The following is a 26,740-nucleotide window of genomic DNA, read 5'->3' on the forward strand; positions in this document are numbered from 1 at the left end:
GAACCGAGCCCCGCAGCGGGCCCGTGGCGCACGCCACGGGCCCGCTGTCGTATCCGATGTCGGCGCGCAACCCCGGCGAGCGGGCGGATGCCGCGGCCTACCGTGGCGGACATGACGCGATTCGGCTACACCCTCATGACCGAGCAGAGCGGCCCTCGGGCGCTCGTCGACTACGCCGTCGGCGCCGAGCGCGCCGGCTACGACTTCCTGGTCTCCAGCGACCACTACTCCCCGTGGCTGACGAGCCAGGGCCACGCACCCTACGCCTGGACCGTGCTCGGCGCGGTCGCACAAGCGACGTCGGACGTCGAGCTGATGACCTACGTCACTTGCCCGACGGTCAGGTACCACCCCGCGGTGGTCGCGCAGAAGGCGGCGACTCTGCAGCTGCTGTCGGAGGGGCGCTTCACGCTCGGCCTCGGCTCGGGTGAGAACCTCAACGAGCACGTCGTCGGCGAAGGCTGGCCGGCGGTGCACGCCCGTCAAGACATGCTCGTGGAGGCCATCGAGATCATCCGCGCCCTCCACACGGGTGACCTCGTCACCTACGACGGCGAGTACTTCCGCGTCGACTCGGCGCGGGTGTGGGATTCGCCCGACGGTGGCGTCCCGATCGGTGTGGCCGTTTCGGGTGAGCATTCGATCAAGCGATTCGCCCCGCTCGGCGACCACTTGATCACCACGGAGCCCGACGCCGAGATCGTGAAGGGCTGGGACGAGCACCACGACGGCGAGTCCCGCAAGATCGGGCAGATTCCCATCAGCTGGGATCCCGACAAGGGTGCCGCGATCGCGCGCGCGCACGACCAGTTCCGTTGGTTCGCCGGGGGCTGGGCCGTGAACGCCGACCTACCGACTCCGGCGGGGTTCGCGGGAGCATCGCAGTTCGTGCGCCCGGAGGACGTCGCGGAGTCCATCGCCTGCGGCCCCGACCTCGACGAGCTCGCCGAGAGCGTCCGCCCCTTCATCGACGCCGGCTTCACCGACATCGCCATCGTGCAGGTCGGCGATGAGAAGCAGCAGCGGTTCGTGGACGAGATCGCCGCTCCTCTTCTGGAGAAGCTCCGCGCCCTCTGACCGTCGCCCGAGCGCCTCGGCGCGCGGGAACCCGGGGACCCCACGCACATGGGGCCCCGGGCCCCGCGGAGAGGTCTCCGGCCTCCGCGCAGGAGCGCCCGGGGCCTGCGCCGGGTCGTTCGACCCCGCTCGCAGTTCTCAGACCCGCACACGGATCCCGGAGCCCGTCGACGGGGCCGGTACCGTCGCGGAACCGGCGCTCAGACGAGCGCCCCTTCCTACACGCCGTCGCGCATATCGCGGAAGAACGTCTCCACGTGCGACCGCAGCCCCTCGATCCGGCGATCGCGCGCGGCTGCCGCGTCGTGCCCGAGGTACGCGGGCGGATCGAGCCGGCGGACGTTGCGCGAGCACTCGAACCGCGCGCACACCAGAATGCCGACCGTGTTGCCGGCTCGCCCGGCCTTGCCCGTGCGGCGGGCCGAGAAGAACACGACGTCGTTGGGCAGCGTGATGTCGGAGCACCACGAGCACTGCGGCCGCGAGCGGGTGGGCTGCTCCGCCTGGCGCAGCTGCAGGCCGACGGCTTCTCCGTCGATCTCGGCCACGACGAACCCGAGGAGCGGGGCCTTGGCGTCGCGCCAGCCGACGTAGTCGCGCCGGTCCCAGTCGGTGGTGTCGATGTCGGTGGGGATGACGATGGCGCTGCGCTCACGAGTGGAGACGTTGACGAACGAGGCGCGGAGGGCGGTTGCGGAGAGGGCGTGCATGATGTTCCCATCGATGGGCCGCCCGGTCGGCGGGCGGCATGGCGTCCGCGGGGCGCGCGAACGAGGGGACCCGGTCGTCAGAGGACCACGGGTCGGCGACGCCCGCACGAGCGGCGAGACGTCGGCACCGGTCACCCGGCGAGGAAGGCGGCGCGCACGGCGCCTGTGCCGCCGGCGCTCCGCGCGCCGACGACCCCCTCACGCCCGGAGGGCATCGACGAGGTGGAGGGGAGCACACCCCCACGATACGCCGGTCAGGTGCGCAGGGCCGCGGACCCGAGGGTGCGTTCGACCGTGATCTCGAGCACGACGCGATCGGGGTTGACGCGCGGTTGGCGGTAGCGCGCTGCGTAGAGATCGACGGCGTGCGCCACGGCATCCGCGTCGTCGCTCACCCGTGCCGTGCCCTCGAAGCTGATCCACCGGCCTCCGTCGACGGAGCAGATCGACGCCCGCCCGCTGCGGGCGGCGTTGACGAACTTCTGCGTACCGCGGGAACCGATGACGCGCACGATGCCTCCCTCGTAGGTGAAGCCGACGGGGACGGCGTGCACGCGCCCCGAACGTCCCACGGTCGAGAGGGTGGCCAGGTGGTATTCGCTCAGGAAGGAGCGCGCGTCGTCGGTCAGCACGTCTCCAGCGTGCCACGGCCGACGGGGTCCGATACCGTCCGCGTCGCGGAATCCCACCGGCGCACGCCGGTCGCGGTGACGGCGAGCTCCGCCTCCCCCGTCTCGGCGAGCACCGCCAACGCCTCGCCGATGCGCTCGAGCGGCACCCGGCGCGCGAGAGTGACGTGCGCTGTCCACGCGCCCGGCCGGGTGTGAAGGGCGTCGTCCCCCGTCTCCGCGAGCGCGTGCACGCGGGCGTGCAGATCCAGGAGCTCGAACGAGGGGATGACCGACCGCGCGATCACCCGCGACCGTCCGACCCCGAAGAGCAGCGGTGCGCCCAGTGTGAGCCGCAGGGGCAGCCCCGCGGCGAGCGGCGACAGATCGGACTCGGCGAGCTCGGGGCGCACGAGCAGGGTGATGTGCGGGCGGTTGCTCTCGCCGGTGTGGCGCGCTTGGCTCGGAAGGTCCGCGGCGACCAGCGCGTCCCATTCCCGGCGAACCGCCGCATCCGAGGGCCCGTCGAACACGAGTTCCAGGCTGACGACGGTGGACACGGTGCTCAGCGCGTCGACCACCACGCCGCCGCCACCAGCAGCGGCTGGAAGAACAGGCGGACGAAGCGCTTGCGGTCGGTGTCGAGCCCGAACGCCGAGCGACCCTTGCGCCACTGGTCGATGTTGCCCGGGAAGATGGCGATGAAGAACGCCGCCAGCGCGGCACCGATCCGGCGCCGTTCGCGCGGCAGAGTCAGGAGTGCGAGACCGAAGGCGGCCTCGACGACTCCGGATGCCACGACCACGGCGTCCCGGTCCAGCGGGCCGCGCTCCACGATGACGTCGGGCACCTGCGCCTGGAAATCGCGCCGGGCGAAGGTCAGGTGGGCGGTACCGGCGAACACCATGGCCGCGGCCAGCGTCCAACGCACGACAGATCTCATGCCCGCCACGCTACTTCGCCGTACGGACGGGCTCCGCGGGCTTGACGAAGCGCTCACGCCGGGCTGCTACGGCACGCGTCCGGATTCCGCAACCCCGGGCCGCCCTCCGCCGACCCCGGTTGACTGGATCTCGAAGAAGGAGGTGCTCCGTGACCGTGACCGACGCCGTGTCCCCCGTGACCCGCGACGGCGATCTCGATGCCCTTCTCGTGCGGGCCGCCAGCGGCGACTGCGATGCCTTCGTCGCGTTCTACGATGCGACCGCCTCGCGCGTGTACGGGGTTCTCCTGTCGGTGACGGGCGTCGCGGAACGGGCCGAGGCGCTGCTCGAGGGCATCTACCTCGAGGCGTGGGAACGTATGCGCGGGCGCAGCGCCCCACCCTGCCCCGGAATGCAGTGGGTGTCCGCGATCGCCCACCGCCACGCCGCCGGTCGCCGCTGAGCCCGCGGGCCCGAGGCCCCCTTTCGTTCCACGATCGTGATTCTCTGCGGTCGAACTAGAATGACGCCACGGGTGGCTGAGCCTCGAGGAGACGTATGACGATCGAGATCGAAGACGACGCCGCAACCATCGCTGCACGGGCGGTCGAGCGCCTACGCCTCGCCGAGGCGCGGCTCGCCCGCCGCCGCCAGTCCGACTGCGGGCCGAGCGAGAACGCGCGCGCCGCGATGCGCTTCATCCTCGAGCGCGCCGACGCGGGAGCCACCGTCACTCCCTCCGAGCTCGCGCAGCACCTCGCCATCTCCGCCGCATCGGTCACGGGCATGCTCGACCGACTGCACGCCGGCGGTCTGATCGCCTTCGTCGCGAACCCGACCGACCGGCGCAGCAAATTCGTCGTGCCGTTCGATCGCGGCACCGATCCCGACGCCATCGATCCGGTCACGGCGCAGATCCGCGCTTTCGCCGCCGAGCTGCCCGACGACGCGGCGGATCACGTGGCTGCGTTCCTCGACCGCGTGCGCGAGGTCGTCGACGCGGAATGCGCCTGAGCGCGATTACGCGGTGATCGCCGAGTCGGCATCGGGCTCGGGGGTGACGCTGAGTCCCTGGGGCGCACTCGCTTCGTTCATCAGATCCTCGACCCACCGGCGATTCAGCTGCGGGGGCCTGCTGCCGTAGAAGTGGAAGACGAGGGGGATCGACGGCGAGATCCACAGGGAGCGCGTGCCGCTTCCGTCCCCCATCGGGAAGTGGAACATGAACGGCTCGCTGCGGCGCAGCTTGTTCATGAAGACGACGCGCAGATGTGAGAGCGTCCGGTCCTCGATGTCGAATGCGTGACCGAGCGTGTTGTAAACCAGTTTTCCCACCGCACGAGTCTATATGGCTTCGGGTTGTTAACTATCTGACGAGTGCCGGATGCGCCGCGGGGCGATCCGGACGGTCCGGTCCGCCGTGGGGGACCGGGCTGCTCGACCCTCGCCCGGATCACGACTCCGTTCGACGGAGCGGCAGCTCCCCGGCACGGGGTGCAGGTCCATGGGATGCCGGGTTCGCGTCGGGTTCCGGTGGCTGCATGCCACCGCCGACGTGGTGTCACCGACCCCGCACGTGCGCGCCCGTGGAGGACGGCGGGAAGTGTGCCAAGATTGCGCTCGTCGCAGTGCGACACCGTGTCTCGGGGGAGAATGCGGGCGCGTGAGCGCGAAGGCGGAGGAGTTGGGCAAATGAACGACGTGGCAGAGCTCCCGAAGACCGCGGTCATCGTCGAGGACGACCCCGACATCCGGCATCTCCTCGCCGATGTGCTGGAGTCAGCGGGATTCGCCACCGTCTCGGTCGGTAACGGCATCGACGGAGTGCGAGCCGTCATCGCCCACCAGCCGCTCATCACCACACTCGACGTCAACATGCCGGGCATCGACGGGTTCGAAGCCGCGCGACGCATCCGTCGCCAGAGCGACACCTACATCATCATGCTGACGGGCCTCGAGGAGGAGGCGGACGTCGTCCTGGGCCTCGGCGCCGGCGCCGACGAGTACGTGGTCAAACCGTTCCGTCCGCGAGAGTTGCGCGCCCGGATCGAGGCGCTCCTGCGTCGACCCCGTGCCGGCGAGTCCGGCGGGGCCGCGTCCGCTACCGGTCGGGAGGATGTCGGATACGTTCTCCCCGCCGCACACACCGAGGCGGACGCTCCCGCGATGACCCGGACCGACGTCGCCGCCCGGCCTCTCCTCGACGAAGTCCCCGCCCCGGATGACGGCTGGCTCACGCACCGCGACCTGCACCTCGACCCCGAGAGCCGGCTCGTGCGGATGGCAGACCTTGAGCTCGATCTCACCCGCACGGAGTTCGACCTCCTCGCCGCCCTCATGGAGTCCAAGCGACGCGTCCGCAGCAAAGCGGATCTCACCCTGGTGCTCCGGGGTGAGTCCTACGTCACGAGCTATTTCGTCGGCGACGCGGACAAGCGCGCGATCGAGGCGCACATGACCAATCTCCGCCGGAAGCTCGGCGACAATCCGGCGAGCCCGCGCTACATCGAAACCGTTCGCGGCGTCGGGTACCGGATGACGTCGGAGTCGTCCGCGTCCTGATGCCACCGCGTCGAACAGATGCCTCGCCCCCCTCCGGGGCCGAGGTGTCCGCCCCTCCGACCGTTCGGGCGGGCCGAACGCCGATCCCCCTTCGCCGGACGAGCACCACGTGATCGTTCTCGCACTTCTGTCGACGATCACCACCGCCGGTGTCGCCCTGACCATCCTCTTCCTCACCCATGGCCGCACCGACGACGACCGAGGGGGCGCTCGGGCTGAGATGGTGAAGTACTTCGGCATGGCCGCGGTCGCCGCCCTGCTATGCGGGGCGATGAACGTCGTCGAGGCGGCGGGCGGCGGTACGGCGGCCGCCGCCGGCGGCAACGCCACCAACGTGATGGCCGCGGGCATGGTGTGGGCGGGCGCCCGCCGTCTCAATCGCCGCCGCGCGGTCGGCGCGGTCGGCATCGTGGCGGGCGGGATCTTCCTCCTCGGCCTGACGTTCCTGCTCTCCCTCGAGGAAGCCACCGTGCTCAAGACGGCGGGGCTCGTCGTCTTCGCCTTCCTCGGCGCCCTCGAGTGCGCGCGTCGTCCGCTCGGCGACCTGCGGGGCAGTCGTCTGCTGACGTGGACCATGGGCGTGTACGCCGCTTACAACGCCGCCCGCATCGGGGTGGTCGTGACGGTGGGCACCGCTCCCCTCGTCGAACCGGGGGTCGTTTCCCCCGAGGCCACGGCGATCGTGAGTGCGGTGGCCATCGCCCTCGTCTCCACGAGCGCGGTCCGCATCGGCCGACAGCTCGACGACCGTCCCTCGCCCGGCACACGGGCCCACGATCGTGGCGCTCTCCGGCGCGAGGCCGCGCGCCTCGTCGCGGCGCACGGCAGCGCGCGGGTCACCCTCGTGCGCGTTCCCGAGATCGACCTCATCCGCACCGCGCACAGCGTCGCATGCGGAGACGAGATGCTCCGCGCAGCCGCCGACGCCGTCGACGACGCCCTCTCCGAGGCGGTGACCGGCGTTCCCTCTCGCGACACCGTCTTCGCCGTCGCGCCCGAGGGAATGACGACGGATGCCGTCGAGATCGCCGTGCGCCTCGCGTTCGCCCGCCGCATGGTCTTGCTCGACTTCGACGACGTTCCGGACCTGTCGTTCGAGCACTCCGTTATCCGGACGGTCGACGCACTCTCCGCCCTCATGAATCACCGTCGTCCGCATGCGCGCCCCGGCGGGGTCGACGAGCTCTGACCCGACCGGTACCCCGCGTACCGGCCGCACGAGACGCGGCCCGATCCTTGAGGGAACCCCCGCAGCGCGGTCGATAAGCTCGGGGCATGGCATCCCCGAGGAGCGTTCCTTCGGCGGCCCCCGCGGACGACGGCGTGCGCCACGACGACGCAGACGGCCCTGGCGGGCGCACGCGATCGGTGTGGCTTCTCCAGCTCCTCCTCGGTGCGAGTGTCATGATCACCGTCCTCCTCGTCCAGGTGATCGAACCGACGCTGTTCGCCTACTGGCCGTTCTCCGCGGGCGTGGGTGTCGTGATCGCGCTCACGGCCGTCGCCATCGTCGTCCCCTGGCACAAGGTCCCCCGCGCGGCCGTCTCCGTCATCCCCTTCGGCGACATCATCGCCGTCGGCCTCATGAGCGTCGGCACGGATCTGCGCTTCGGGTTCTTCTGGGTGTTCCCCATCATGTGGATCGCCACGCATTTCTCGCTCGTCTCCCTCATCGCCGCGCTCGGAGGGGTCGCGCTCATCATCTTCCTCGACGCCACGCTGAGCGCCGCCGGGCCGTCCTCTGCGCTGCGGCTGCTGGTCGTGCTGCTGTCGCTGACCTTCATCGCGATCACCGCCTACCTGTCCGCACGACAGACCCGCGCGTTCAAGCAACTGCTCCGGCGCCAGGCTCGACGGCTGCAGGGCACGCTCCAGCGGGTATCGGGTCAGGAGCGTCGCGTGTCGCAGATGCTCAACGGCCTCGACACGGGTATCGCGCGGCTCTCGGCGGACGGTGAGGTTCTCGCCCTGAACGACACGTACGTCGCCCTCTACGGCATCGAGCGCGACGATCCGCAGCGACCCGGCCGTGCGGTCGAGTACGCCGCGCTGCGCGGCGAACCCCTCTCCGATGACCAACGCCCCTTCGCCCGGGCGGCCCGGGGAGAGCAGCTCGACGACGAGAGGATGTGGTTGTTCGACACCCGCGGCGAGTGGCACGCGCTGTCGGTGTCGACGCGACGCCTGGTCTCGTCCGACGAACCGGAGGGCACGCTGCTCATCGTCCACGACGTGACGGCGCTGATCGAATCCGAGCGCGCCCGGGAACGACTGGCCGCGACCGTGTCGCACGAACTCCGCAACCCGCTCACCGCCATCGTCGGCCACGCCGACCTCGCTCTCGACGATCCCGGCCTTCCCCCGAAGGTGCGCGAGCAGCTCGAGGTGATCGCCGGGGCCGGGGAACGGATGCAGAAGCTCATCTCGGAGATCCTCGCGTCCTCACGTGGTGTGTTCCGCGAACCGGCGGCGCCCGCCGGCGCCGACGCGAGTCGGATCATCGCATCCTCCCTGGAGTCCTTCCGCCCCGCGGCCGCTGCACGGCGCGTGAGCGTCGTCGACGAGCTCCCCCCGATCGCCGACGTGGCGGGAGACGGCTTCCGCCTGCGTCAGGCCTTCGACAACATCCTGAGCAACGCGATCAAGTACACCCCCGCGGGCGGCACGATCCGCGTCTCCGGCGAGGTGTCCCCCGACGACGTCATCCTGCGATTCGCCGACTCCGGGATCGGTATCCACTCCGACGATCTGGCGCGCGTGTTCGACCCGTACTTCCGCGCGCGCACCGCGCGCGAGAGCGCCATCCCGGGCACGGGCCTCGGGATGGGGATCGTCCGCAGCATCGTGGAGGAGCAGGGCGGTTCGCTGTACCTCGAGAGCGAGCTCGGCCTCGGAACGACCGTGACGGTGATCCTCCCCGCGCCCGCCGAAGACCAGCTCTCCTGATCGGGAGGTCGGCGTACGAGCGGAGCCGTCCCGACGTCGCTCCCGGGAGGTGTGGTCCGCACGCGTTCGCGAAGGTGAACCGGCGGGTGACAAAAGCGGCCTCGCGGGGAACGTCGTCCGCGACGAGGGTCTGCACAGGCGGGTGGGCGCGTGCGTCAGTGAGCCCGGGCGTGCGCGCGGTGCGAGGCGCAGAACAGCAGTCGGGGCTTCGGCGGGTGGTCGCCTCCTCGTCCTGGCCTGTCTCTGATCGAGCTCCGAGGCGCGTCCCGGCGTCGCTTCATGTGAAGGAGAGCGCGTGGGACCGACTCGGCGAGCCGCTTAGGGTGTTCGCGTGATCGACACCCCGCGCTCCAAATCGACGCCCGTCGTGCGTCGGGCCTTCGCCGGCGCGGTCTGTCTCATCGCCGTGGCGGGGCTCGCGCTCACCGCGTGGATCGGTGTGCGAGCCGTGCTCGCGCAGACTCATCTGCTGCAGGCTCGGGCGGCGGTGTCTGCCGCGACGGGCGCCCTCGACGATCCGGCGGCCGCGGCGGCCGTCTTCGCGTCCATCGGCGACGACACGTCCGCGGCACGCGAGCTCACCGGCGACCCCGGCTGGCGACTCGCGGAGGCGCTGCCCTGGATCGGACCGCAGTTGTCGGCGGTCTCCGACACCGCGGGCGCGATCGACAGCGCCGTCCGCGCCCTCGAGCCGCTGGCCGCGGCGTCCGCCGGGTTGTCGGTCGACGTGATCCGACCCGTCGACGGTGCCGTCGATGTCGCAACGATCGCCGCCATCGCGCCCGCGGCCACCGCGGCCGCATCGGGGCTGCGGGAGTCGGCCGATCGCCTCTCCGCGATCGATAAGGGGCCGCTGCTCGGGCGTGTGGCGGACGGGGTCTCACAGGCGGGCGAGCTCCTCGACACGGCGGCCGGTGCGGCCGACGCGCTCCAGCGGGCCGCCCGACTCGTGCCCGCGATGCTCGGCGCCGACGGCCCGCGATCCACGCTCGTGCTGTTCCAGAACAACGCCGAGTGGCGCTCGCTGGGCGGTGTCGTGGGCGCGGTCGCGCAGCTCGATACCGTCGACGGCCGGATGACGTTGGTGGCCCAGGCGTCCTCCGCCGACGTCGGCGACCTGAGCGCGGAGCCGGTGGCCGAGCTCGCCGCCGACGTGCGGAGCATCTACGACACCCGTCCCGCCCGATACCTGCAGAACACCACACAGGTGCCCGACTTCACCGTCGGTGCGCCGCTCGCGCGCGAGATGTGGCGCCGCGTGCACGGCACGGACGTCGACGCTGTGGTCGCGTTGGATCCCGTGACCCTGTCGTACCTGCTGCGCGCGACGGGTCCCGTGCGTCTGGCATCCGGCGACGACCTGACCGCCGACAACGCCGTCCGGCTCCTTCTCGATGAGACCTATCGTCGTTACCCCGACCCGCGCCAGCAGGACGCCTTCTTCCAGAGTGCCGCGGCAGCGGTGTTCCAGGCACTCGCCGACGGCCGGGTGAATCCCGTGGCCCTCGTGGATGCCGTCGGTCAGGCCGGACGCGAGCGGCGGTTGCTCGTCTGGAGTGCGGATGCCACGGAGCAGGCCGTGCTCGACGGGTCGACCCTGCAGGGAGCTCTCCCCGCCTCCGACGGCACGCGCACCACTTTCGGGGTCTACTTGAACGACGGCACGGGTTCCAAGATGGACTACTACCTGCACCCCCTCGTCGAGACCGCGTGGTGCGGCGCCGACCTGGCCTCGGTGCACGTCGAGCTGCGCAGTGACGCCCCCGATCCCGCCTCGCTTCCGGCGTACGTGACCGGAGGCGGCGAATACGGCGTGCCCGTCGGCGACGCCCTCACCGGGGTCTACGTCTACCTCCCGCCCGGTGCCCAGCTCCTCGAGCGTCGGACGACCGGCGAGGACGGTGCGACGGGTTTCGCCGGTGGTGTGCACGACGGTCGCGAGGTGGTGAAGTGGTCCGTGCGCCTGGCCCCGGGCGAGACCTCGCAGCTCGATCTCCTCGTGCGCCTGACAGCCACCGCCGAACTGGATGCGGTGGCGACACCCACCCGCGACGGCTCAGAGCTCCCCCGCGGCGGGGAGTGCCGCTTCCCCGGGTAACCGAACCGGACGAGCCCCGCGATGGGGTGAACTCCGGGGCGCCACCACGTGAAACCGCCTCGTCCGGGGCGAGTCACACACTGCTCCTCCACAAGACTCTCCGCTAGAAGCCATTCGGACTACGGCAGGCGGACTTCGCCCCGTAACCCCGTGCCGGCTCGACTTCGCCAAGCAGATGGGGCACACCATGAAGACCAAGATCGTCCGGGCCGTCGTCGCGCTCTCGCTCGCCGCGGCTGCGCTGATGGCCCCCACGGCCGCCAACGCCTATACCGACCCCGCCGTCATCAGCGTCTCGCCATCGGTGGCCGCCCCCGGCGGCGTGGCGACGTTCACCACCGACCGCGCGGCCTACCAGGGCGACGAGGAGATCATCATCTCCGTCACCGGCGGCGCCGCCAAGGGCATCACGCTCGCCTCGGTCGCGACCGAGACCAACGACTCCCTGCGTTCCCGCGCGGTCAACGGCTACCTCAAGACGCCGGTGCGCTTTCCGAGCAACGCCAAGGGCGTCTACTCCTTCACCTTCACCGGCGCCACGAGCGGTGTCGTCCTGCACTCGAGTGTGACCGTCACCCCGGCGGGCTCGAGCACGGCACCCGCCAAGGGGGGCCTGGCCGTGACCGGCTTCGACTCCGGCAACTCCGCCGGACTCTGGGTCGCGGGCGGGGCACTCGTGCTCGCGGGCGGCGCGGTGGCTGTCGGCGCCGTCGTCCGTCGTCGCCGCAGCGCACGATCCTGATCCACCGCAGATCTGCAACGAGGGGGTCGTCTTCGGACGGCCCCCTCTTCGTCGATCAGGTAGCGACGGAACTCAACCCAGACCACCGCCGCGGGACGCCGTGACCTCCGCGGTGATCAGGATCGGCAGGTGGTCGCTGAGGCCCTGCGGCAGGGTCGTGATGTGCGCGATGTCGAACCCGACCGAGGTCGCGAAGTCGTAGTGTCCGCGGAAGAACCGGTAGCGGGTGTAGGTGCGCGCATCGCTCAGGGTCAATTCGTACCCCTGGTCACGGACCTTCTGGCCCAGGTTCTCCTTGAAGACCGGGTAGTTGTAGTCCCCCACCATCAGTGCGGGAAGGCCGGGCCCGAGGTTCTGGAGTTCGGTGAGCGCCGTGCGGATCTGGTGTCGCCGTAGCGAGTTCAGGGCCGTCAGGGGCGCCGCGTGGAAGGAGGCGACGATCACATCGCGCCCCGTGTCGATGTCTCGCAGCCGAACCCCCAGCATCCGTTCTTCCGCGGGCTTCAGCACATAGTCGTGCAGGGACTTCTTCAACGAGATCGCCCGCACCTCCTCGGCGCGGAACGTGTTCTCCCGGTAGTACACGGCGAGACCGAGCCGGTTGCGTTGGGTCGCCTCAGCGAGGCGCAACCCTCCGACCTGTTCGGGGATGTCGTTCGTGTCGCACTCCTGCAGGCACAGCACGTCGACCCCGTGCGTCTCGAGGAGCGCGGTCAGCTCTCCGGCGGCGCGGTGCTTGTTGAGGTTGTAGGAAATGACCTTCATGGCGATGTCAGCATACGTCCGGCCGCGCGGTGCCTCCCGAGGGGTTGCATCGACGGGCGGAGGGGAATCAAGATGCCGGGTCCTCGGCATCCCGTCTGTTGCGTGTCTGTTCGGCGCGCGCCGCCAGCAGATCGTCCGCCGGGTAGCCGACCTCTGCGAGCACGAGCCCCCGCGCGGCCAGTACCTTCGTCTCGGGGATGCGCATGCGCGCGTCGCGGATGGCCACGACGTCGTCGACCTCGATACGCCCCTCCCCCACGGCGACGCACGCCCCTACGAGGGCACGCACCATGCTGTGACAGAACGCGTCGGCCCGGACGTTCGCCACGAGGACACCGTCGTCACCGCGCCGCCAGTCGTACTCGAGCAGTGTGCGGATGGTCGTCGCCTCTTCGCGCGCCTTGCAGTACGCGGCGAAGTCGTGCAAGCCGATCAGGCGCGAGGCGGCGGCATCCATCGCTTCCAGGTCGAGGACGCTGCGCAGAGTCGTCGTGCGGAGGCGGTCGAGGGGGTCGTAGCCGGTGGTCGCATCCGCCAGGCGGTAGGCGTACCGCCGCCACACGGCCGAGAACCGCGCGTCGAATCCGTCGGGGGCGCGCGACGCGCGCAGGACGGAGACGTCGGGATACTGGCCCAGAACGCCACGCATGCGACCCGCGAGGGCGGCGATGGAATCGGCCTCGTCGTTGTCGCGGCGCCGTCGCGGCAAGCGCCCGATCTGGTCCTCGTCGAGATCCACGTGCGCGACCTGCCCCGACGCGTGCACGCCGGCATCGGTGCGTCCCGCAACGATCAGCCGCGGGGCGCCGCCGACGATACGGGCGAGAGCCGCCTCGAGTTCGCCCTGCACCGTGCGCAGCTGCGGTTGCCGCGCCCACCCGCGGAAGTGTGTGCCGTCATAGGCGATGTCGAGGCGGATACGCACCCCACCAGCCTACGAGCAGCGGACGGTGGCCGCGGAGCCACCGGGAACGACGATGCCCCCACCCGAATCGGGTGAGGGCATCGTACGCGGTGAGAGAGACTCAGGCCTTGGCGTCGCTTTCGACGGCGTCCGCGGCGGCGGCCTCTGCGGCCGCTCCCTCTTCGGGCGACTCGGCGCCGGCGTCGGCGGCCTCGTCGGTGGTGTTCTCCTCGGCGGGGGCCTCGTCGGCGACGGGCTCCTCGGCGGCCGGTGCGGCCGCGGCGGCGGGAGCCGCGGCGGCCTTGTTCGACGCCTTCTTCGCGACGGGCTCGAGAACGAGCTCGATCACGGCCATGGGGGCGTTGTCGCCCTTACGGTTTCCGACCTTGGTGATGCGGGTGTATCCGCCGTCACGCTCGGCCACCAGGGGCGCGATCTCGGTGAACAGCGTGTGCACGACGTCCTTGTCGCCGATCACGCCGAGCACGCGACGACGCGCGTGCAGGTCGCCACGCTTCGCGAAGGTGATGAGGCGCTCGGCGAGCGGACGCAGGCGCTTCGCCTTGGTCTCGGTCGTCTTGATGGACTTGTGCGTGTACAGCGCTGCAGCCAGGTTGGCGAGAAGCAGACGCTCGTGGGCCGGGCCGCCTCCGAGGCGGGGACCCTTCGTGGGCTTAGGCATGTCGTGTTACTCCAGTGAGAGGTTCGGTCGGGTCCGACCGGGGTCAGACGGTCTCTTCGTCGTAGCCGCTGTAGAACTGAGCGCCGTCGAAGCCGGGCACCGAGTCCTTGAGCGACAGGCCGAGTGAAGTGAGCTTGTCGCGCACCTCGTCGACCGACTTCTGACCGAAGTTGCGGATGTTCATCAGCTGCGTCTCGGAAAGGGCCACCAGCTCCGAAACGGTGTTGATGCCCTCACGCTTGAGGCAGTTGTACGAGCGGACCGAGAGATCGAGGTCCTCGATCGGCATCGACAGCTCGTTCGAAAGGACGGTCTCGACCGGCGCGGGGCCGATCTCGATGCCCTCGGCCTCGACGTTCAGCTCGCGGGCGAGACCGAACAGCTCGGTGAGGGTGCGTCCGGCCGAGGCGACGGCGTCGCGCGGGGCGATGGATGCCTTCGACTCGACGTCGAGGACGAGCTTGTCGAAGTCGGTACGCTCGCCGGCGCGGGTGGCGTCGACGCGGTAGCTGACCTTGAGCACGGGCGAGTAGATCGAGTCGATCGGGATCTGACCGGCCTCGGCGTACTCGTTGCGGTTCTGCGTCGCCGAGACGTAGCCGCGGCCACGCTCGATGGTGAGCTCGAGCTCGAACTTCGCGGTGTCGTTGAGCGTCGCGATGACCAACTCGGGGTTGTGCACCTCGACACCCGCGGGAGCGGAGATGTCGGCGGCGGTGACCTCACCGGAGCCGGTCTTGCGCAGGTACGCCGTGATGGGCTCGTCGCGCTCGCTCGAGACGACCAGCTGCTTGATGTTCAGGATGATCTCGGTGACGTCTTCTTTCACGCCCGGGATCGTGCTGAACTCGTGCAGGACGCCGTCGATGCGGATGCTCGTGACGGCCGCGCCGGGGATCGACGACAGGAGGCTGCGACGCAGCGCGTTGCCGATCGTGTAACCGAAGCCGGGCTCGAGCGGCTCGATGACGAAACGGCTGCGGAACTCCCCGATCTTCTCCTCGGTCAGAGTGGGACGCTGTGCGATGAGCACTATGTGTTCCTTTCGATCACGTGCCCGCTATATGACACGTGTAATGGGGTGAGGTGTTGAGTTGTACTCGCGGGATGCCGCGTCACGCGGGCGATGCGCCGAGGGCGAGCCGTGGCATCCGGAAGTCTGTTTCGCGTGCGAGCGCGGCGTTCCCGGGGAGTGACGAACACTCCCCGGGAACGATCGCGTCAGACGCGGCGACGCTTGGGCGGACGGCAGCCGTTGTGGGCCTGGGGCGTCACGTCCTGGATGGAGCCGACCTCGAGGCCGGCGGCCGTGAGCGAACGGATCGCGGTCTCACGACCCGAACCCGGTCCCTTCACGAAGACGTCGACCTTCTTCACACCGTGCTCCTGCGCCTGGCGAGCGGCCGACTCGGCGGCCATGCCGGCGGCGTACGGCGTCGACTTGCGCGAGCCCTTGAATCCGACACCGCCGGACGAAGCCCAGCTGATGACGGCACCCGAGGGGTCGGTGATCGAAACGATGGTGTTGTTGAACGTCGACTTGATGTGGGCCTGGCCCACGGCGATGTTCTTCTTCTCTTTGCGGCGCGGCTTGCGCGCGGCGGACTTGGCCTGTGCCATGTGCGTTCTCCTGAATCCTGACGCTCAGCCCGCGGCTTAGCGCGCCTTCTTCTTGCCGGCGACGGTGCGCTTGGGACCCTTGCGGGTACGCGCGTTCGTCTTCGTGCGCTGACCGCGCACCGGGAGGCCGCGACGGTGGCGGATGCCCTCGTAGGAACCGATCTCGACCTTGCGGCGGATGTCGGCGGCGACCTCGCGACGGAGGTCACCCTCCACCTTGTAGGTGCCTTCGATGTGGTCGCGCAGAGCGACCAACTGGTCGTCGGTGAGATCCTTCACGCGGATGTCGTGATCGATATCCGTTGCCGCGAGGATTTCGACGGAGCGGGTGCGACCCACGCCGTAGATGTAAGTAAGTGCGATCACCACGCGCTTGTCGCGCGGGATGTCGACGCCGGCGAGACGTGCCATGCGGCTCTCCTCAGAGTGTCGTGGAGGTGTGGAGCAGGATCGGTGCTCGGGCCTCCGCCCCGAGGTGTCCCCGTCATGCGATCGCTGAGCCTGTCGAAGCGCCCGGACGATGACGGATCTGATCCTGCCGGTGTGTATTCAGTTGAAAGGGGGTCGAACGGCGAAGAATTCAGCCCTGGCGCTGCTTGTGGCGCGGGTTGCTCTTGCAGATCACCATCACGCGCCCGTGGCGACGGATCACCTTGCAGTGGTCGCAGATGGGCTTGACGGAGGGGTTGACCTTCATGATGTTCCTGTTTCGCTGTCTTCGAACGCGCGGGGTGCGGCTCGTTACTTCTCGGCCGGACTCAGCGGTAGCGATAAACGATACGACCGCGTGTGAGGTCGTACGGGCTCAGTTCGACGACGACCCGGTCCTCCGGGATGATGCGGATGTAGTTCTGCCGCATCTTGCCCGAAATGGTGGCGAGCACCTTGTGACCGTTGGTCAGTTCGACACGGAACATCGCGTTGGGCAGTGCCTCGGACACCGTGCCCTCGATCTCGATGACACCGTCTTTCTTCGCCATAAACTCGCTCACGCTCAGTTGCAGACCGGCCGGTCTGCGGTGGATGGGATTCGGTGCTTCGACACGCCAAGAAAGGCGCAACGCACCAAAGATCAAGCATACGTGGTATCGCCCACTCCGGCAACTCGCCGGCGGAGTGGTCAGCCGTTGAGGCGGTCGACGATGTCCTTCTGCGGGTCGCCCGTCAGGTCGGTCTGGTTGGACAGGACGGTCCCGTTGACGGCGATGGTCGGCGTGGCGATCCCGCCGCTCCCGGGCTGCACGGGGGTGTTCTGAGTCATGGCCGTCACGAACCTCGTGTACGTGCCGTCGGAGATGCACGACGTCGCAGCATCCGACGCTCCGACCGAGGCGGCGACGGATGCGAGGGTCGCGTCATCCAGACCGGCCGTGTTCTCCGAGGGCTGCTGCGCGTAGAGGGCCTTCACGAACGCGGGAACATTGGCGGCATCGTCCACGGCGACGCAGTAGGCCGCGGATGCGGAGCGGGTGGAGTACTCGGTGCCCTGGGAGGCGCGGTCCAGGATCGAGATCGGGTGGATGTTCAACGTGATCTCGTCGCTCGCCACGAGCTGATCGAGCGTGGGCCCATAGGCCTGCTCGAACTGGTTGCAGACCGGGCACATGAAGTCGATGTACGTGTCGACGGTCTTGTCTCCGGACCCGACCGCGATCGCACCCGTCTCGGTGTTGACCGCCGACGACTCCGGCAGTGTCCCTGGCGAGGTGGCCTGACTGTTGGCGAACCAGACGACGCCCGCCACGATCAGAACGACGACGAGCACCGCCGCCGTCACACCGATCGCGAACCAGTTCGTGGACTTTCGCACAGCAGCCATCATCATCAGTCGATCTCCTTCGGCACCACGCCGAACGGCGCCAGCTTCTCGGCACCGCCGTCGTGGGCGGTCAGCACCCAAATGCCCCCATCATGCACGGCGACGCTATGTTCCCAATGGGAGCCGGCCGTCCCGTCGAGGGTCGACACCGTCCAACCATCGTCTTCGACGAAGGTCTCCTGGTCGCCGATGACGACCATGGGTTCGATGGCCACGGCCAGTCCCGGGCGCACCTCGGCGCCGCGATCGGGCACCGCATAGTTGAAGATGCTCGGCGACTCGTGCATCTTTCGGCCGATCCCGTGACCGACGTAGTCGCGCAGGATGCCGTATCCCCCATCGGGCGCATGGGCCTCGATGTAGTCCTCGACCGCGGCTCCGACCTCGCCGAGGTGCGACGCACGGCTCAGCGCGGCGATGCCCGCCCACAGCGATCCTTCGGTGACCTCGGAGAGACGTCGACGTGGCTCCACGATGTCGTCGGGAGCATCGCCCGGGACGATCACGGTGAACGCCGAGTCGCCATTCCATCCGCGCAGCTCGGCGCCCGCGTCGATCGAGAGGATGTCGCCCGCCCGGAGAGGGCGGTCGTTCGGGATGCCGTGCACCACCTGCTCGTTGACCGAGGCGCAGATCGTGTGGCGGTAGCCCCGCACCATCTGGAAGTTCGAGACGGCGCCGCGCGAGGTGATGAACGCGGATGCCGCTGCGTCGAGCTCGAGGGTGGTGACACCCGGAGCGACGAGCGCACGAACCGCGTCCAACGCGTCGGCGGTGATGAGGCCGGGCTCGATCATCGAGCGCAGCTGGGCCGGCTTCTTGTAAATGGACGAACGAAGACCCACGTCACGCAGCCGGCGACGCGAGGAGACCACGCGCTTCGAGGGCCGCGAAGATGCGGGCGGTCACCTCGTCGAGACTGCCGACCCCGTCGATCTCGTCGACCACCCCGCGCGTGCCGTACACATCGAGGATGGGGGCCGTCTCGCGCTCGTAGATGCCCAGGCGCGTGGCGATCGCCTCCTCGGTGTCGTCGGCGCGCCCCTGCTCGGACGCACGCGCGGTGAGACGCGACAGTGACTCCTCGCGGGGTACGACGAGGGCGATGACGGCGTCGAGCGACTCGTCGCGTCCCTCGAGGAACTCGTCGAGGTGCATCACCTGGGCGAGGTTGCGCGGGTAGCCGTCGAGGAGGAATCCCTCTGCCGCGTCGGCCTGCGACAGACGGTCGCGAACGACGGCGCTGGTCAGCTCGTCGGGTACGAGGCTCCCGGCGTCGATGATCGCCTTGACCTGCTGGCCCAGCTCGGTGCCCTGCGCGACGTTGGCGCGGAACACGTCGCCGGTGGAGACCACCGGAATAGCGAGTGCCTCCGCGATGCGGGCGCCCTGCGTTCCTTTGCCCGACCCCTGCGGGCCCACGATCAGAAGACGCGCGCTCATCGAAGAAGCCCCTCGTAGTGACGCTGCTGAAGCTGCGCGTCGATCTGCTTCACCGTCTCGAGACCGACGCCGACGATGATCAGGATGGAGGCGCCGCCGAACGGGAAGTTCTGGTTGGCTCCCACCGTCGCGAGTGCCACCAGGGGCAGCAGCGCGATGAGACCGAGGTAGATCGAGCCGGGCAGGGTGATGCGCGTCAGGACGTAGTCGAGGTACTCGGCGGTCGGACGACCCGCACGGATTCCCGGGATGAACCCGCCGTACTTCTTCATGTTGTCGGCGACGTCGACCGGGTTGAACGTGATGGCGACGTAGAAGTACGCGAACCCGATGATGAGGAGGAAGTAGATCAGCATGTACAGCGGGTGGTCGCCACGCGTGAGGTACTGCGAGATCCAGGTCACCCACGGCGACGGCTCCTGGCCCGGCTGCGGCTGATTGAACTGCGCGATGAGGGCCGGGATGTACAGCAGCGACGAGGCGAAGATGACGGGCACGACGCCGGCCATGTTCACCTTGATCGGGATGTAGGTGTTCGTGCCGCCGTACGTGCGACGGCCGACCATGCGCTTGGCGTACTGGACGGGGATGCGCCGCTGCGACTGTTCGACGAACACCACGAGCGCGACGATGACGATGCTCACAGCCAAGACGAGCAGGAAGACCTCGACACCACGCGCGTTCAGGATCGACAGCATGGCACCGGGGAACGTGGCGGCGATCGAGGTGAAGATGAGGATGGACATGCCGTTGCCCACGCCGCGCTCGGTGACGAGCTCGGCGAACCACATGACCAGGCCGGTGCCGGCGGTCATCGTGATGATCATGAGCAGCTGGGCCCACCAGATGTCATTGGTCAGCAGCTGCTGGCACTCCGGCACCCCCGCCGAGCCGAAGAGCTGTCCCGAGCGCGCGACGGTGACCAGAGTGGTCGACTGCAGCAGCGCCAGCGCGATCGTGAGGTAACGCGTGTACTGCGTGAGCTTCGCCTGACCCGCCTGACCCTCTTTGTAGAGCGTCTCGAAGTGCGGGATGACCACACGCAGCAGCTGCACGATGATCGTCGCCGTGATGTACGGCATGACGCCGAGGGCGAAGATCGACAGCTGCAGCAGAGCGCCGCCCGAGAAGAGGTTCACCAGAGACAGCAGACCCTCGGTACCGCCCGACTGGTTCAGGCACTGCTGAACGTTCGGGAAGTCGACGAAAGGCGTCGGCACGTGGGCACCCAGCCGGTAAATGGCGATGATGCCCAGCGTGAAGGCGATCTTCCGCCTCAGGTCGGGCGTGCGGAAAACCCGCGCGATGGCGCTGAACAAGGGAGATTCCTCCAGAACGATCTCGGAGCGCGGCAGTGCGCACTCCCAATCAGACTAATGCAGAAGGGGCCGACGGCCGTAAGGCCGCCGGCCCCTCCCGGGTCGGGTCGTCAGTTGACGGTACCGCCGGCGGCGACGATCTTCTGCTCGGCGGAGCCGGAGACCTTGTCGACGGAGACGGTCAGTGCGACCGAGATGTCGCCGGTGCCGAGCACCTTGACCTTCTCGTTCTTGCGCACAGCACCCTTGGCCACGAGGCCGGCGACGGTCACGTCGCCACCCTGCGGGTAGAGCTCGCCGAGCTTGTCCAGGTTCACGACCTGGTACTCGACGCGGAACGGGTTCTTGAAGCCGCGGAGCTTCGGGGTGCGCATGTGCAGCGGCATCTGCCCACCCTCGAAGCCGACCTTGACCTGGTAACGGGCCTTGGTTCCCTTGGTACCACGACCGGACGTCTTACCCTTCGAGCCCTCACCGCGACCGACACGGGTCTTGGCGGTGCGGGCGCCCGGGACGGGACGCAGGTGGTGGACCTTGAGCACGCCGGGGCGCGCCGCGGGGGCTTCCTTCTTGCCGGCCTTGGCGGCCGATGCCTTCTTCGAGGTGTCGACCGTTGCGGTCTCGTCCTTCTTGGCAGCCATTAGTCGATCTCCTCAACCTTGACGAGGTGCGCGACGGTCTTGACGTAGCCGCGCGTCTGCGCGTCGTCGGGACGGACGACCGAGTCGCCGATCCGCTTCAGACCGAGCGAACGCAGCGTGTCACGCTGGTTCTGCTTCTCGCTCACCTTGGACTTGATCTGCGTGACCTTCAGACGCTCGGCCATCAGGCACCTACCTTCTGGGCGGCTGCCTCGGCGCGCACGAGGCGGGCCGGGGCGACCTGGTCGAACTCCAGGCCACGACGGGCGGCCACGGCACGGGGCTCCTCGAGCGCCTTGAGCGCCTCGACGGTCGCGTGCACGATGTTGATCGTGTTCGACGAGCCGAGCGACTTCGACAGCACGTCGTGGATGCCGGCGCACTCGAGCACGGCGCGGACGGGTCCACCCGCGATGACACCGGTACCTGCGGCGGCGGGGCGCAGGAGCACCACACCGGCAGCGGCTTCACCCTGCACGGGGTGCGGGATGGTCGAGCCCGAGCGGGGAACGCGGAAGAAGTTGCGCTTGGCCTCTTCGACACCCTTCGAGATGGCGAGGGGCACTTCGCGTGCCTTGCCGTAGCCGACACCGACCACGCCGTTGCCGTCACCGACGACGACGAGTGCGGTGAAGCTGAAGCGACGACCACCCTTGACGACCTTCGAGACGCGGTTGATGGTGACGACGCGCTCGAGGAACTGGCTCTCGTTGCGGTCGCGCGAACCACGGTCACGCTGGTTGGTGTTGCGCTCGCGACCACCGCGACGCGGCTCGCGCTCACGCTCGGCGGGGGCCTGAGCGGCAGCCGCACCCTCAGCCGGGGCAGTCTGCTCGGTCACTTCGGTCTCCTTGTTGTCACTCACAGGTTCAGCCCTCCTTCGCGAGCTCCGTCGGCGATCGCGGCGACGCGGCCGGCGTAGCGGTTGCCGCCACGGTCGAACACGACGTCGGAGACGCCCACGGCCTTGGCGCGCTCGGCGACGAGTTCGCCGACCTTGCGGGCCTTGGCGGTCTTGTCACCGTCGAAGCCGCGCAGGTCGGTCTCGAGGGTGGAAGCGGAGGCCACGGTGTGGCCCTTGCTGTCGTCCACGACCTGGACGAACACGTGGCGCGCGGAACGCGTCACGACGAGACGGGGACGCAGCTCGGTGCCGACGACCTTCTTGCGAAGACGCGCGTGGCGACGAGCACGAGCGACGGACTTTGTCTTGACAGCCATGGTCACTTACCACTCTTTCCGGCCTTGCGGCGGACGACCTCGCCCGCGTACCGCACACCCTTGCCCTTGTAGGGCTCCGGCTTGCGGATCTTGCGGATGTTGGCTGCGGCCTCGCCGACGGCCTGCTTGTCGATGCCGCTCACGGTGACCTTGTTGTTGCCTTCGACCGTGAGGGTGATGCCCGCGGGCGGGTCGATGAGGACGGGGTGCGAGAAGCCGAGTGCGAACTCGATCGCGCTGCCCTTCTGGGCGACGCGGTAACCCGTGCCGACGACCTCGAGGCCCTTGGTGTAGCCCTGGGTGACACCGATGATGTTGTTGTTGATGAGCGTGCGGGTCAGGCCGTGGAGCGACCGCGACTCGCGCTCGTCGTCGGGGCGGGTGACGAGAACCTGGTTCTCCTCGACCGACACCTCGAGGGGCTGTGCGATGGTGAGCTCGAGCTCGCCCTTCGGGCCCTTGACGGAGACCTCCCGGCCGCTCACCGAAACGGTGACGCCGGCGGGGATGTCGATGGGAAGACGTCCAATACGCGACATGTCAGATCACCACACGTAGGCGAGGACTTCCCCGCCGACGCCCTTCTGCTCGGCCTGACGGTCGGTGAGGAGACCGGAGGAGGTGGACAGGATGGCCACGCCGAGCCCGCCGAGGACCGTGGGGACCTCGGTCGACTTCGCGTACACGCGGAGGCCGGGCTTGGAGACGCGCTTGATGCCGGCGATCGACCGCTCGCGGTTCGGGCCGTACTTCAGCGTCATGTTGAGGGTGTGGCCGACACGGGCGTCTTCCACGTTCCAGTCGGCGATGTAGCCCTCCTGCTTGAGGATGGCGGCGATGTTGGTCTTGAGCTTCGAGCTCGGCATCGACACGGAGTCGTGGTGCGCCGAGTTCGCGTTGCGCAGACGGGTCAGCATGTCTGCGACCGGGTCTGTCATCGTCATGTGTTGCTTCCTTCTTTCATGAGGTTTCGGCTGCCGTTACACGACAGTCGACCTTCGATGAGGGGCCCCCGGGTGTCCGGGGGCCCATGGGGTCAGGCCTGAGCGTCGGCCGACTGGAACGGGAAGCCGAGCTGGCGCAGCAGCGAACGGCCCTCGTCGTCGGTCTTGGCGGTGGTGACGATGGTGATGTCGAAACCACGCACGCGGTCGATGCGGTCCTGGTCGATCTCGTGGAACACGGACTGCTCCTGGAGACCGAAGGTGTAGTTGCCGTTTCCGTCGAACTGCTTTGCCGACAGGCCGCGGAAGTCGCGGATGCGGGGCAGGGCGAGGTTGACGAGGCGGTCGACGAACTCCCATGCGCGGTCACCACGGAGGGTGACGTGCGCACCGATGGCCTGACCCTCGCGCAGCTTGAACTGCGCGATGGACTTGCGGGCCTTCGTGACGATCGGCTTCTGACCGGTGATCTTGGTGAGGTCGTCGACCGCACCATCGATCACCTTGCTGTCACGAGCAGCCTCGCCGACGCCGGTGTTGACGACGACCTTGACCAGGCCGGGCGTCTGCATGACGTTCGCGTAACCGAACTCCTCCTGCAGGGCCTTCTTGATCTCGTTGTTGTACTTCTGCTTCAGGCGGGGCTGGCCGGCGCCCTTGGAGGGCTGCCCTTCGGACGAAGTGCCAGTCACCGCGGCAGTGTCGGTGCTCATAGTCAGAGGTCCTTGCCGCTCTTCTTCGCGAAGCGCACGCGGACGGTGCGCTTGACGCCGTCCTTCACCTGCTCCTCGACCCGGCGGCCGACACGGGTCGGCTTCTTGGTCGAGGGGTCGACGATCGCGACGTTGGAAATGTGGATCGGGGCCTCGAACGTCTCGATGCCGCCGGTCTTGGTTCCGCGCTGGGACTGACCCACGCGGTTGTGCTTGGTGACGTAGTTCACGCCCTCGACGATGACGCGGTTCTGCTCGGTGAGGACCTCGAGGACCTTACCCTGCTTGCCGCGGTCGCCGCCACGCTCGGGCTTGGCACCCGAGATGACCTGAACCAGGTCGCCCTTTTTGATTTTCGCCATGATCAGATGACCTCCGGGGCGAGCGAGACGATCTTCATGAACTTCTTGTCGCGAAGCTCACGGCCGACCGGTCCGAAGATGCGGGTGCCGCGGGGCTCCCCGTCGCTCTTCAGGATGACGGCGGCATTCTCGTCGAACTTGATGTACGAGCCGTCGGAACGACGGGTCTGCTTGACGACGCGGACGACGACGGCCTTGACCACGTCGCCCTTCTTGACGTTTCCACCCGGGATCGCGTCCTTGACCGTGGCGACGATGACGTCGCCCAGGCCCGCGTACCGACGGTTGGAGCCGCCGAGCACCCGGATCGTGAGCAGCTCTTTCGCGCCGGTGTTGTCGGCGACCTTCAGCCGGGATTCGTTCTGAATCACTTTTTACTCCTTGGGTTCCAAGTAAGCCGCGAGGCTTACTTGGCCTTCTCGAGGATCTCGACCAGGCGCCAGCGCTTGGTGGCGCTGAGCGGACGGGTCTCGTTGATGACGACCAGGTCGCCGATGCCCGCCGAGTTGGTCTCGTCGTGCGCCTTGACCTTCGAGGTACGACGGATGACCTTGCCGTAGAGCGGGTGCTTCACGCGGTCCTCGACCTCGACGACGATCGTCTTGTCCATCTTGTCGCTCACGACGTAGCCGCGACGCGCCTTGCGGTAACCGCGGGCGTCCTCGTCACGGACATCGTTCTCGGCGTGCTCGTGGCCGGCGACCTGCGCCTCGGCCTTCTTCGCGGTAGCCATTACTCCGCCTCTTCCTTCGTGGCGTCGTCAGCGGCATCCGCCTTCTTCGCCTTGCTCTTCTTCGCCTTCGTCGCCGCCTCGACCGGGGCCGGGGTGGCGCGGATGCCGAGCTCGCGCTCACGGATCACCGTGTACAGACGCGCGATGTCGCGCTTGACTGCACGGATGCGACCGTGGCTCTCGAGCTGGCCGGTGGCCGACTGGAAGCGCAGGTTGAACAGCTCTTCCTTGGCCTTGCGCAGCTCCTCGACGAGGCGCTGGTCTTCGAACGTGTCGAGCTCGCTCGGAGCGAGCTGCTTGGTGCCGATCGCCATTACGCGTCGCCCTCCTCGCGCTTGATGATGCGTGCCTTCAGGGGCAGCTTGTGAATGGCTCGGGTCAGTGCTTCACGAGCGAGCTGCTCGTCGACACCAGCGACCTCGAAGAGGACGCGGCCCGGCTTGACGTTCGCAACCCACCACTCGGGCGAACCCTTACCGGAACCCATGCGGGTTTCAGCCGGCTTTTTGGTGAGGGGACGGTCGGGGTAGATGTTGATCCACACCTTTCCACCGCGCTTGATGTGACGCGTCATGGCGATACGAGCGGACTCGATCTGACGGTTGGTCACGTAAGCGGGGGTCAGCGCCTGGATACCGTACTCCCCGAACGACACCTGGGTGCCACCGGTGGCCTGGCCGGAACGGCCGGGGTGGTGCTGCTTGCGGTACTTGACCTTACGAGGGATGAGCATTACGCCGACGCTCCTTCTGCCACGGGGGCCTCGTTGCGCGGGCCACGACGACGGTCGCCACCGCGGTCGTCACGACCGCGCGACTTGGGCGCGTTGGCCTGCTCGCGGGCGAGCTCCTTGTTGGTGAGGTCGCCCTTGTAGATCCACACCTTCACGCCGATACGGCCGAAGGTGGTCTTGGCCTCGTAGAAGCCGTAGTCGATGTTCGCGCGGAGGGTGTGCAGCGGCACACGGCCTTCGCGGTAGAACTCCGAGCGGCTCATCTCGGCGCCGCCGAGGCGACCCGACACCTGGATGCGGACGCCCTTGGCGCCGGCACGCTGCGCGCCCTGCAGGCCCTTGCGCATCGCGCGACGGAACGCCACGCGTGCGGAGAGCTGCTCGGCGACACCCTGCGCCACCAGCTGAGCATCGGCCTCGGGGTTCTTGACCTCGAGAATGTTCAGCTGGATCTGCTTGCCACTGAGCTTCTCGAGGTCGGCGCGGATGCGCTCGGCCTCGGCGCCGCGGCGACCGATCACGATGCCCGGGCGGGCGGTGTGGATGTCGACGCGGACGCGGTCACGCGTGCGCTCGATCTCGATGTTGCTGACACCGGCGCGGTCGAGCGAGGTGGTCAGCAGGCGACGGATCTTGATGTCCTCGGCGAGGTAGTCGGCGTAACGCTGACCGGGCTTCGTCGAGTCCGAGAACCACCGCGATACGTGGTCGGTGGTGATGCCGAGGCGGAAGCCGTACGGGTTGACCTTCTGTCCCATTACTTGCTCGCCTTCTTGTTGGCGCGGGCCGGGGTCGCCTCAGCGGTCTCCGGCGTCGCGAGCACGACCGTGATGTGGCTCGTGCGCTTCTTGATCTGGAAGGCGCGACCCTGTGCGCGGGGGCGGAAACGCTTGAGCGTCGTGCCCTCGTCGACGTACGCGTTCTTCACGTACAGGTCGGCGTCATCCAGGTATTCGTTCGTCTTGTCGGCGGTGACGCGAGCGTTCGCGATCGCCGAGGCGACGAGCTTGTAGATCGGCTCGCTCGCGCCCTGCGGCGCGAACTTCAGGATGGCAAGGGCCTCTTCGGCCTGCTTGCCCTTGATGAGCGCGACGACACGACGAGCCTTCTGAGGGGTCACGCGGATGTGTCGCACACGTGCGATGGACTCCACCATTTCTCTCTCCTCCTCGGTC

The 26,740-nt window shown here is 68.6% G+C and carries 39 protein-coding genes; 8 read left to right on the forward strand and 31 right to left on the reverse strand.

Going from position 1 to position 26,740, the window contains the following annotated elements; all coding sequences use genetic code 11:
- Positions 1 to 111 precede the first annotated feature (111 nt).
- Positions 112 to 1,077, forward strand: a complete 966-nt coding sequence (locus FHS07_RS03550) for an LLM class F420-dependent oxidoreductase (RefSeq protein ID WP_183418512.1) — start codon at positions 112 to 114, stop codon at positions 1,075 to 1,077.
- Between the two features lie 218 nt (positions 1,078 to 1,295).
- On the opposite strand, the gene FHS07_RS03555 is transcribed toward FHS07_RS03550, so the two are convergent.
- The 4 genes from FHS07_RS03555 to FHS07_RS03570 all read right to left on the reverse strand — a co-directional run bounded on the left by FHS07_RS03555 (position 1,296) and on the right by FHS07_RS03570 (position 3,338).
- Positions 1,296 to 1,787 (reverse strand): FBP domain-containing protein, encoded by a 492-nt coding sequence (locus tag FHS07_RS03555; RefSeq protein WP_183418513.1) that lies wholly within the window; start codon positions 1,785 to 1,787, stop codon positions 1,296 to 1,298.
- A gap of 254 nt (positions 1,788 to 2,041) precedes the next feature.
- A complete protein-coding gene (locus FHS07_RS03560; protein WP_183418514.1) occupies positions 2,042 to 2,419 on the reverse strand; it encodes a TIGR03618 family F420-dependent PPOX class oxidoreductase in 378 nt (125 codons plus the stop codon).
- A complete protein-coding gene (locus FHS07_RS03565; protein ID WP_343054593.1) occupies positions 2,413 to 2,979 on the reverse strand; it encodes a 2'-5' RNA ligase family protein in 567 nt (188 codons plus the stop codon). Before FHS07_RS03565 ends, FHS07_RS03560 begins: the two co-directional genes overlap by 7 nt.
- Complete coding sequence (locus tag FHS07_RS03570) at positions 2,961 to 3,338, reverse strand: DoxX family protein (RefSeq protein WP_183418515.1); 378 nt, start codon at positions 3,336 to 3,338, stop codon at positions 2,961 to 2,963. Before FHS07_RS03570 ends, FHS07_RS03565 begins: the two co-directional genes overlap by 19 nt.
- A gap of 149 nt (positions 3,339 to 3,487) precedes the next feature.
- On the opposite strand from FHS07_RS03570, the gene FHS07_RS16635 reads away from it, so the two are divergent.
- Both FHS07_RS16635 and FHS07_RS03580 read left to right on the forward strand, forming a co-directional pair.
- The gene (locus FHS07_RS16635; protein WP_183418516.1) at positions 3,488 to 3,781 is read left to right on the forward strand and encodes a sigma-70 family RNA polymerase sigma factor; all 294 of its coding nucleotides are present in this window, start codon (positions 3,488 to 3,490) and stop codon (positions 3,779 to 3,781) included.
- Between the two features lie 95 nt (positions 3,782 to 3,876).
- Positions 3,877 to 4,332, forward strand: coding sequence for a MarR family winged helix-turn-helix transcriptional regulator (locus tag FHS07_RS03580; protein ID WP_183418517.1), 456 nt, complete (start codon positions 3,877 to 3,879; stop codon positions 4,330 to 4,332).
- A gap of 6 nt (positions 4,333 to 4,338) precedes the next feature.
- Here the strand turns inward: FHS07_RS03580 and FHS07_RS03585 are convergent, their stop codons facing one another.
- Positions 4,339 to 4,653, reverse strand: a complete 315-nt coding sequence (locus tag FHS07_RS03585) for a DUF7882 family protein (protein WP_183418518.1) — start codon at positions 4,651 to 4,653, stop codon at positions 4,339 to 4,341.
- Positions 4,654 to 5,010: 357 nt separating this feature from the next.
- On the opposite strand from FHS07_RS03585, the gene FHS07_RS03590 reads away from it, so the two are divergent.
- The 5 genes from FHS07_RS03590 (at position 5,011) to FHS07_RS03610 (ending at position 11,666) form a co-directional block, all read left to right on the forward strand.
- Complete coding sequence (locus FHS07_RS03590; protein WP_183418519.1) at positions 5,011 to 5,880, forward strand: response regulator transcription factor; 870 nt, start codon at positions 5,011 to 5,013, stop codon at positions 5,878 to 5,880.
- Positions 5,881 to 5,989: 109 nt separating this feature from the next.
- Entirely contained in the window at positions 5,990 to 7,069 is a 1,080-nt protein-coding gene (locus tag FHS07_RS03595) for a hypothetical protein (protein WP_183418520.1), read from the forward strand.
- An 86-nt stretch (positions 7,070 to 7,155) separates the two neighbouring features.
- Positions 7,156 to 8,826 carry a sensor histidine kinase gene (locus FHS07_RS03600; protein WP_183418521.1) on the forward strand — a complete coding sequence of 557 codons (1,671 nt, stop codon included), beginning with the start codon at positions 7,156 to 7,158 and terminating at the stop codon, positions 8,824 to 8,826.
- Between the two features lie 331 nt (positions 8,827 to 9,157).
- Positions 9,158 to 10,924 carry a DUF4012 domain-containing protein gene (locus tag FHS07_RS16785; RefSeq protein WP_183418522.1) on the forward strand — a complete coding sequence of 589 codons (1,767 nt, stop codon included), beginning with the start codon at positions 9,158 to 9,160 and terminating at the stop codon, positions 10,922 to 10,924.
- A gap of 187 nt (positions 10,925 to 11,111) precedes the next feature.
- Entirely contained in the window at positions 11,112 to 11,666 is a 555-nt protein-coding gene (locus FHS07_RS03610; protein ID WP_183418523.1) for a hypothetical protein, read from the forward strand.
- Between the two features lie 72 nt (positions 11,667 to 11,738).
- Here the strand turns inward: FHS07_RS03610 and FHS07_RS03615 are convergent, their stop codons facing one another.
- The 26 genes from FHS07_RS03615 to rplV form a co-directional block, all read right to left on the reverse strand.
- Entirely contained in the window at positions 11,739 to 12,431 is a 693-nt protein-coding gene (locus tag FHS07_RS03615) for an endonuclease/exonuclease/phosphatase family protein (protein ID WP_183418524.1), read from the reverse strand.
- A gap of 67 nt (positions 12,432 to 12,498) precedes the next feature.
- Positions 12,499 to 13,356 carry a tRNA pseudouridine(38-40) synthase TruA gene (gene truA, locus FHS07_RS03620; protein WP_183418525.1) on the reverse strand — a complete coding sequence of 286 codons (858 nt, stop codon included), beginning with the start codon at positions 13,354 to 13,356 and terminating at the stop codon, positions 12,499 to 12,501.
- Positions 13,357 to 13,456: 100 nt separating this feature from the next.
- Positions 13,457 to 14,017 (reverse strand): 50S ribosomal protein L17, encoded by a 561-nt coding sequence (gene rplQ / locus FHS07_RS03625; RefSeq protein ID WP_183418526.1) that lies wholly within the window; start codon positions 14,015 to 14,017, stop codon positions 13,457 to 13,459.
- A gap of 43 nt (positions 14,018 to 14,060) precedes the next feature.
- Positions 14,061 to 15,050, reverse strand: a complete 990-nt coding sequence (locus FHS07_RS03630; RefSeq protein ID WP_055959305.1) for a DNA-directed RNA polymerase subunit alpha — start codon at positions 15,048 to 15,050, stop codon at positions 14,061 to 14,063.
- A gap of 188 nt (positions 15,051 to 15,238) precedes the next feature.
- Positions 15,239 to 15,637: a 30S ribosomal protein S11 gene (rpsK, locus tag FHS07_RS03635; protein ID WP_013583990.1), complete on the reverse strand. Its 399-nt coding sequence runs from the start codon at positions 15,635 to 15,637 to the stop codon at positions 15,239 to 15,241.
- A gap of 36 nt (positions 15,638 to 15,673) precedes the next feature.
- Positions 15,674 to 16,048, reverse strand: a complete 375-nt coding sequence (rpsM, locus tag FHS07_RS03640) for a 30S ribosomal protein S13 (protein WP_055959307.1) — start codon at positions 16,046 to 16,048, stop codon at positions 15,674 to 15,676.
- Positions 16,049 to 16,217: 169 nt separating this feature from the next.
- Positions 16,218 to 16,334 (reverse strand): 50S ribosomal protein L36, encoded by a 117-nt coding sequence (rpmJ, locus tag FHS07_RS03645; RefSeq protein ID WP_005050492.1) that lies wholly within the window; start codon positions 16,332 to 16,334, stop codon positions 16,218 to 16,220.
- A gap of 61 nt (positions 16,335 to 16,395) precedes the next feature.
- Positions 16,396 to 16,617, reverse strand: a complete 222-nt coding sequence (infA, locus tag FHS07_RS03650) for a translation initiation factor IF-1 (RefSeq protein ID WP_013583992.1) — start codon at positions 16,615 to 16,617, stop codon at positions 16,396 to 16,398.
- 140 nt (positions 16,618 to 16,757) lie between these two features.
- Positions 16,758 to 17,456: a DsbA family protein gene (locus tag FHS07_RS03655; protein ID WP_246383094.1), complete on the reverse strand. Its 699-nt coding sequence runs from the start codon at positions 17,454 to 17,456 to the stop codon at positions 16,758 to 16,760.
- A 5-nt stretch (positions 17,457 to 17,461) separates the two neighbouring features.
- The gene (map, locus tag FHS07_RS03660; protein ID WP_183418528.1) at positions 17,462 to 18,301 is read right to left on the reverse strand and encodes a type I methionyl aminopeptidase; all 840 of its coding nucleotides are present in this window, start codon (positions 18,299 to 18,301) and stop codon (positions 17,462 to 17,464) included.
- 1 nt (position 18,302) lies between these two features.
- On the reverse strand, positions 18,303 to 18,899 hold the full coding sequence (locus FHS07_RS03665; RefSeq protein ID WP_183418529.1) for an adenylate kinase: 597 nt from the start codon (positions 18,897 to 18,899) through the stop codon (positions 18,303 to 18,305).
- The gene (secY, locus tag FHS07_RS03670) at positions 18,896 to 20,218 is read right to left on the reverse strand and encodes a preprotein translocase subunit SecY (RefSeq protein WP_055959315.1); all 1,323 of its coding nucleotides are present in this window, start codon (positions 20,216 to 20,218) and stop codon (positions 18,896 to 18,898) included. The genes FHS07_RS03665 and secY overlap by 4 nt, the downstream gene beginning before the upstream one ends.
- Positions 20,219 to 20,328: 110 nt before the next feature.
- Positions 20,329 to 20,859 (reverse strand): 50S ribosomal protein L15, encoded by a 531-nt coding sequence (gene rplO, locus FHS07_RS03675; protein WP_183418530.1) that lies wholly within the window; start codon positions 20,857 to 20,859, stop codon positions 20,329 to 20,331.
- Positions 20,859 to 21,044: a 50S ribosomal protein L30 gene (gene rpmD / locus FHS07_RS03680; protein ID WP_013583998.1), complete on the reverse strand. Its 186-nt coding sequence runs from the start codon at positions 21,042 to 21,044 to the stop codon at positions 20,859 to 20,861. The genes rplO and rpmD overlap by 1 nt, the downstream gene beginning before the upstream one ends.
- Entirely contained in the window at positions 21,044 to 21,724 is a 681-nt protein-coding gene (gene rpsE, locus FHS07_RS16640) for a 30S ribosomal protein S5 (protein ID WP_055959318.1), read from the reverse strand. Before rpsE ends, rpmD begins: the two co-directional genes overlap by 1 nt.
- The gene (gene rplR / locus FHS07_RS03690; RefSeq protein WP_043361012.1) at positions 21,721 to 22,080 is read right to left on the reverse strand and encodes a 50S ribosomal protein L18; all 360 of its coding nucleotides are present in this window, start codon (positions 22,078 to 22,080) and stop codon (positions 21,721 to 21,723) included. The genes rpsE and rplR overlap by 4 nt, the downstream gene beginning before the upstream one ends.
- A 2-nt stretch (positions 22,081 to 22,082) precedes the next feature.
- Positions 22,083 to 22,619: a 50S ribosomal protein L6 gene (gene rplF, locus FHS07_RS03695; protein WP_183418531.1), complete on the reverse strand. Its 537-nt coding sequence runs from the start codon at positions 22,617 to 22,619 to the stop codon at positions 22,083 to 22,085.
- 6 nt (positions 22,620 to 22,625) lie between these two features.
- Positions 22,626 to 23,024, reverse strand: coding sequence for a 30S ribosomal protein S8 (gene rpsH, locus FHS07_RS03700; protein WP_055959322.1), 399 nt, complete (start codon positions 23,022 to 23,024; stop codon positions 22,626 to 22,628).
- Positions 23,025 to 23,116: 92 nt separating this feature from the next.
- On the reverse strand, positions 23,117 to 23,737 hold the full coding sequence (rplE, locus tag FHS07_RS03705) for a 50S ribosomal protein L5 (RefSeq protein WP_235561318.1): 621 nt from the start codon (positions 23,735 to 23,737) through the stop codon (positions 23,117 to 23,119).
- Between the two features lie 2 nt (positions 23,738 to 23,739).
- Positions 23,740 to 24,099: a 50S ribosomal protein L24 gene (gene rplX, locus FHS07_RS03710; protein ID WP_013584004.1), complete on the reverse strand. Its 360-nt coding sequence runs from the start codon at positions 24,097 to 24,099 to the stop codon at positions 23,740 to 23,742.
- 2 nt (positions 24,100 to 24,101) lie between these two features.
- A complete protein-coding gene (gene rplN, locus FHS07_RS03715) occupies positions 24,102 to 24,470 on the reverse strand; it encodes a 50S ribosomal protein L14 (protein ID WP_055959324.1) in 369 nt (122 codons plus the stop codon).
- Between the two features lie 35 nt (positions 24,471 to 24,505).
- Complete coding sequence (rpsQ, locus tag FHS07_RS03720; RefSeq protein WP_055959326.1) at positions 24,506 to 24,832, reverse strand: 30S ribosomal protein S17; 327 nt, start codon at positions 24,830 to 24,832, stop codon at positions 24,506 to 24,508.
- Positions 24,832 to 25,146, reverse strand: coding sequence for a 50S ribosomal protein L29 (gene rpmC / locus FHS07_RS16645; RefSeq protein WP_183418533.1), 315 nt, complete (start codon positions 25,144 to 25,146; stop codon positions 24,832 to 24,834). The genes rpsQ and rpmC overlap by 1 nt, the downstream gene beginning before the upstream one ends.
- Positions 25,146 to 25,565, reverse strand: coding sequence for a 50S ribosomal protein L16 (gene rplP / locus FHS07_RS03730; RefSeq protein ID WP_055833705.1), 420 nt, complete (start codon positions 25,563 to 25,565; stop codon positions 25,146 to 25,148). The genes rpmC and rplP overlap by 1 nt, the downstream gene beginning before the upstream one ends.
- On the reverse strand, positions 25,565 to 26,323 hold the full coding sequence (gene rpsC, locus FHS07_RS03735; protein WP_055959329.1) for a 30S ribosomal protein S3: 759 nt from the start codon (positions 26,321 to 26,323) through the stop codon (positions 25,565 to 25,567). The genes rplP and rpsC overlap by 1 nt, the downstream gene beginning before the upstream one ends.
- Positions 26,323 to 26,721: a 50S ribosomal protein L22 gene (gene rplV, locus FHS07_RS03740; RefSeq protein WP_183418534.1), complete on the reverse strand. Its 399-nt coding sequence runs from the start codon at positions 26,719 to 26,721 to the stop codon at positions 26,323 to 26,325. Before rplV ends, rpsC begins: the two co-directional genes overlap by 1 nt.
- Positions 26,722 to 26,740 lie beyond the last annotated feature (19 nt).

It is taken from the genome of Microbacterium proteolyticum, from assembly GCF_014192415.1.
GTDB lineage: Bacteria > Actinomycetota > Actinomycetes > Actinomycetales > Microbacteriaceae > Microbacterium > Microbacterium proteolyticum.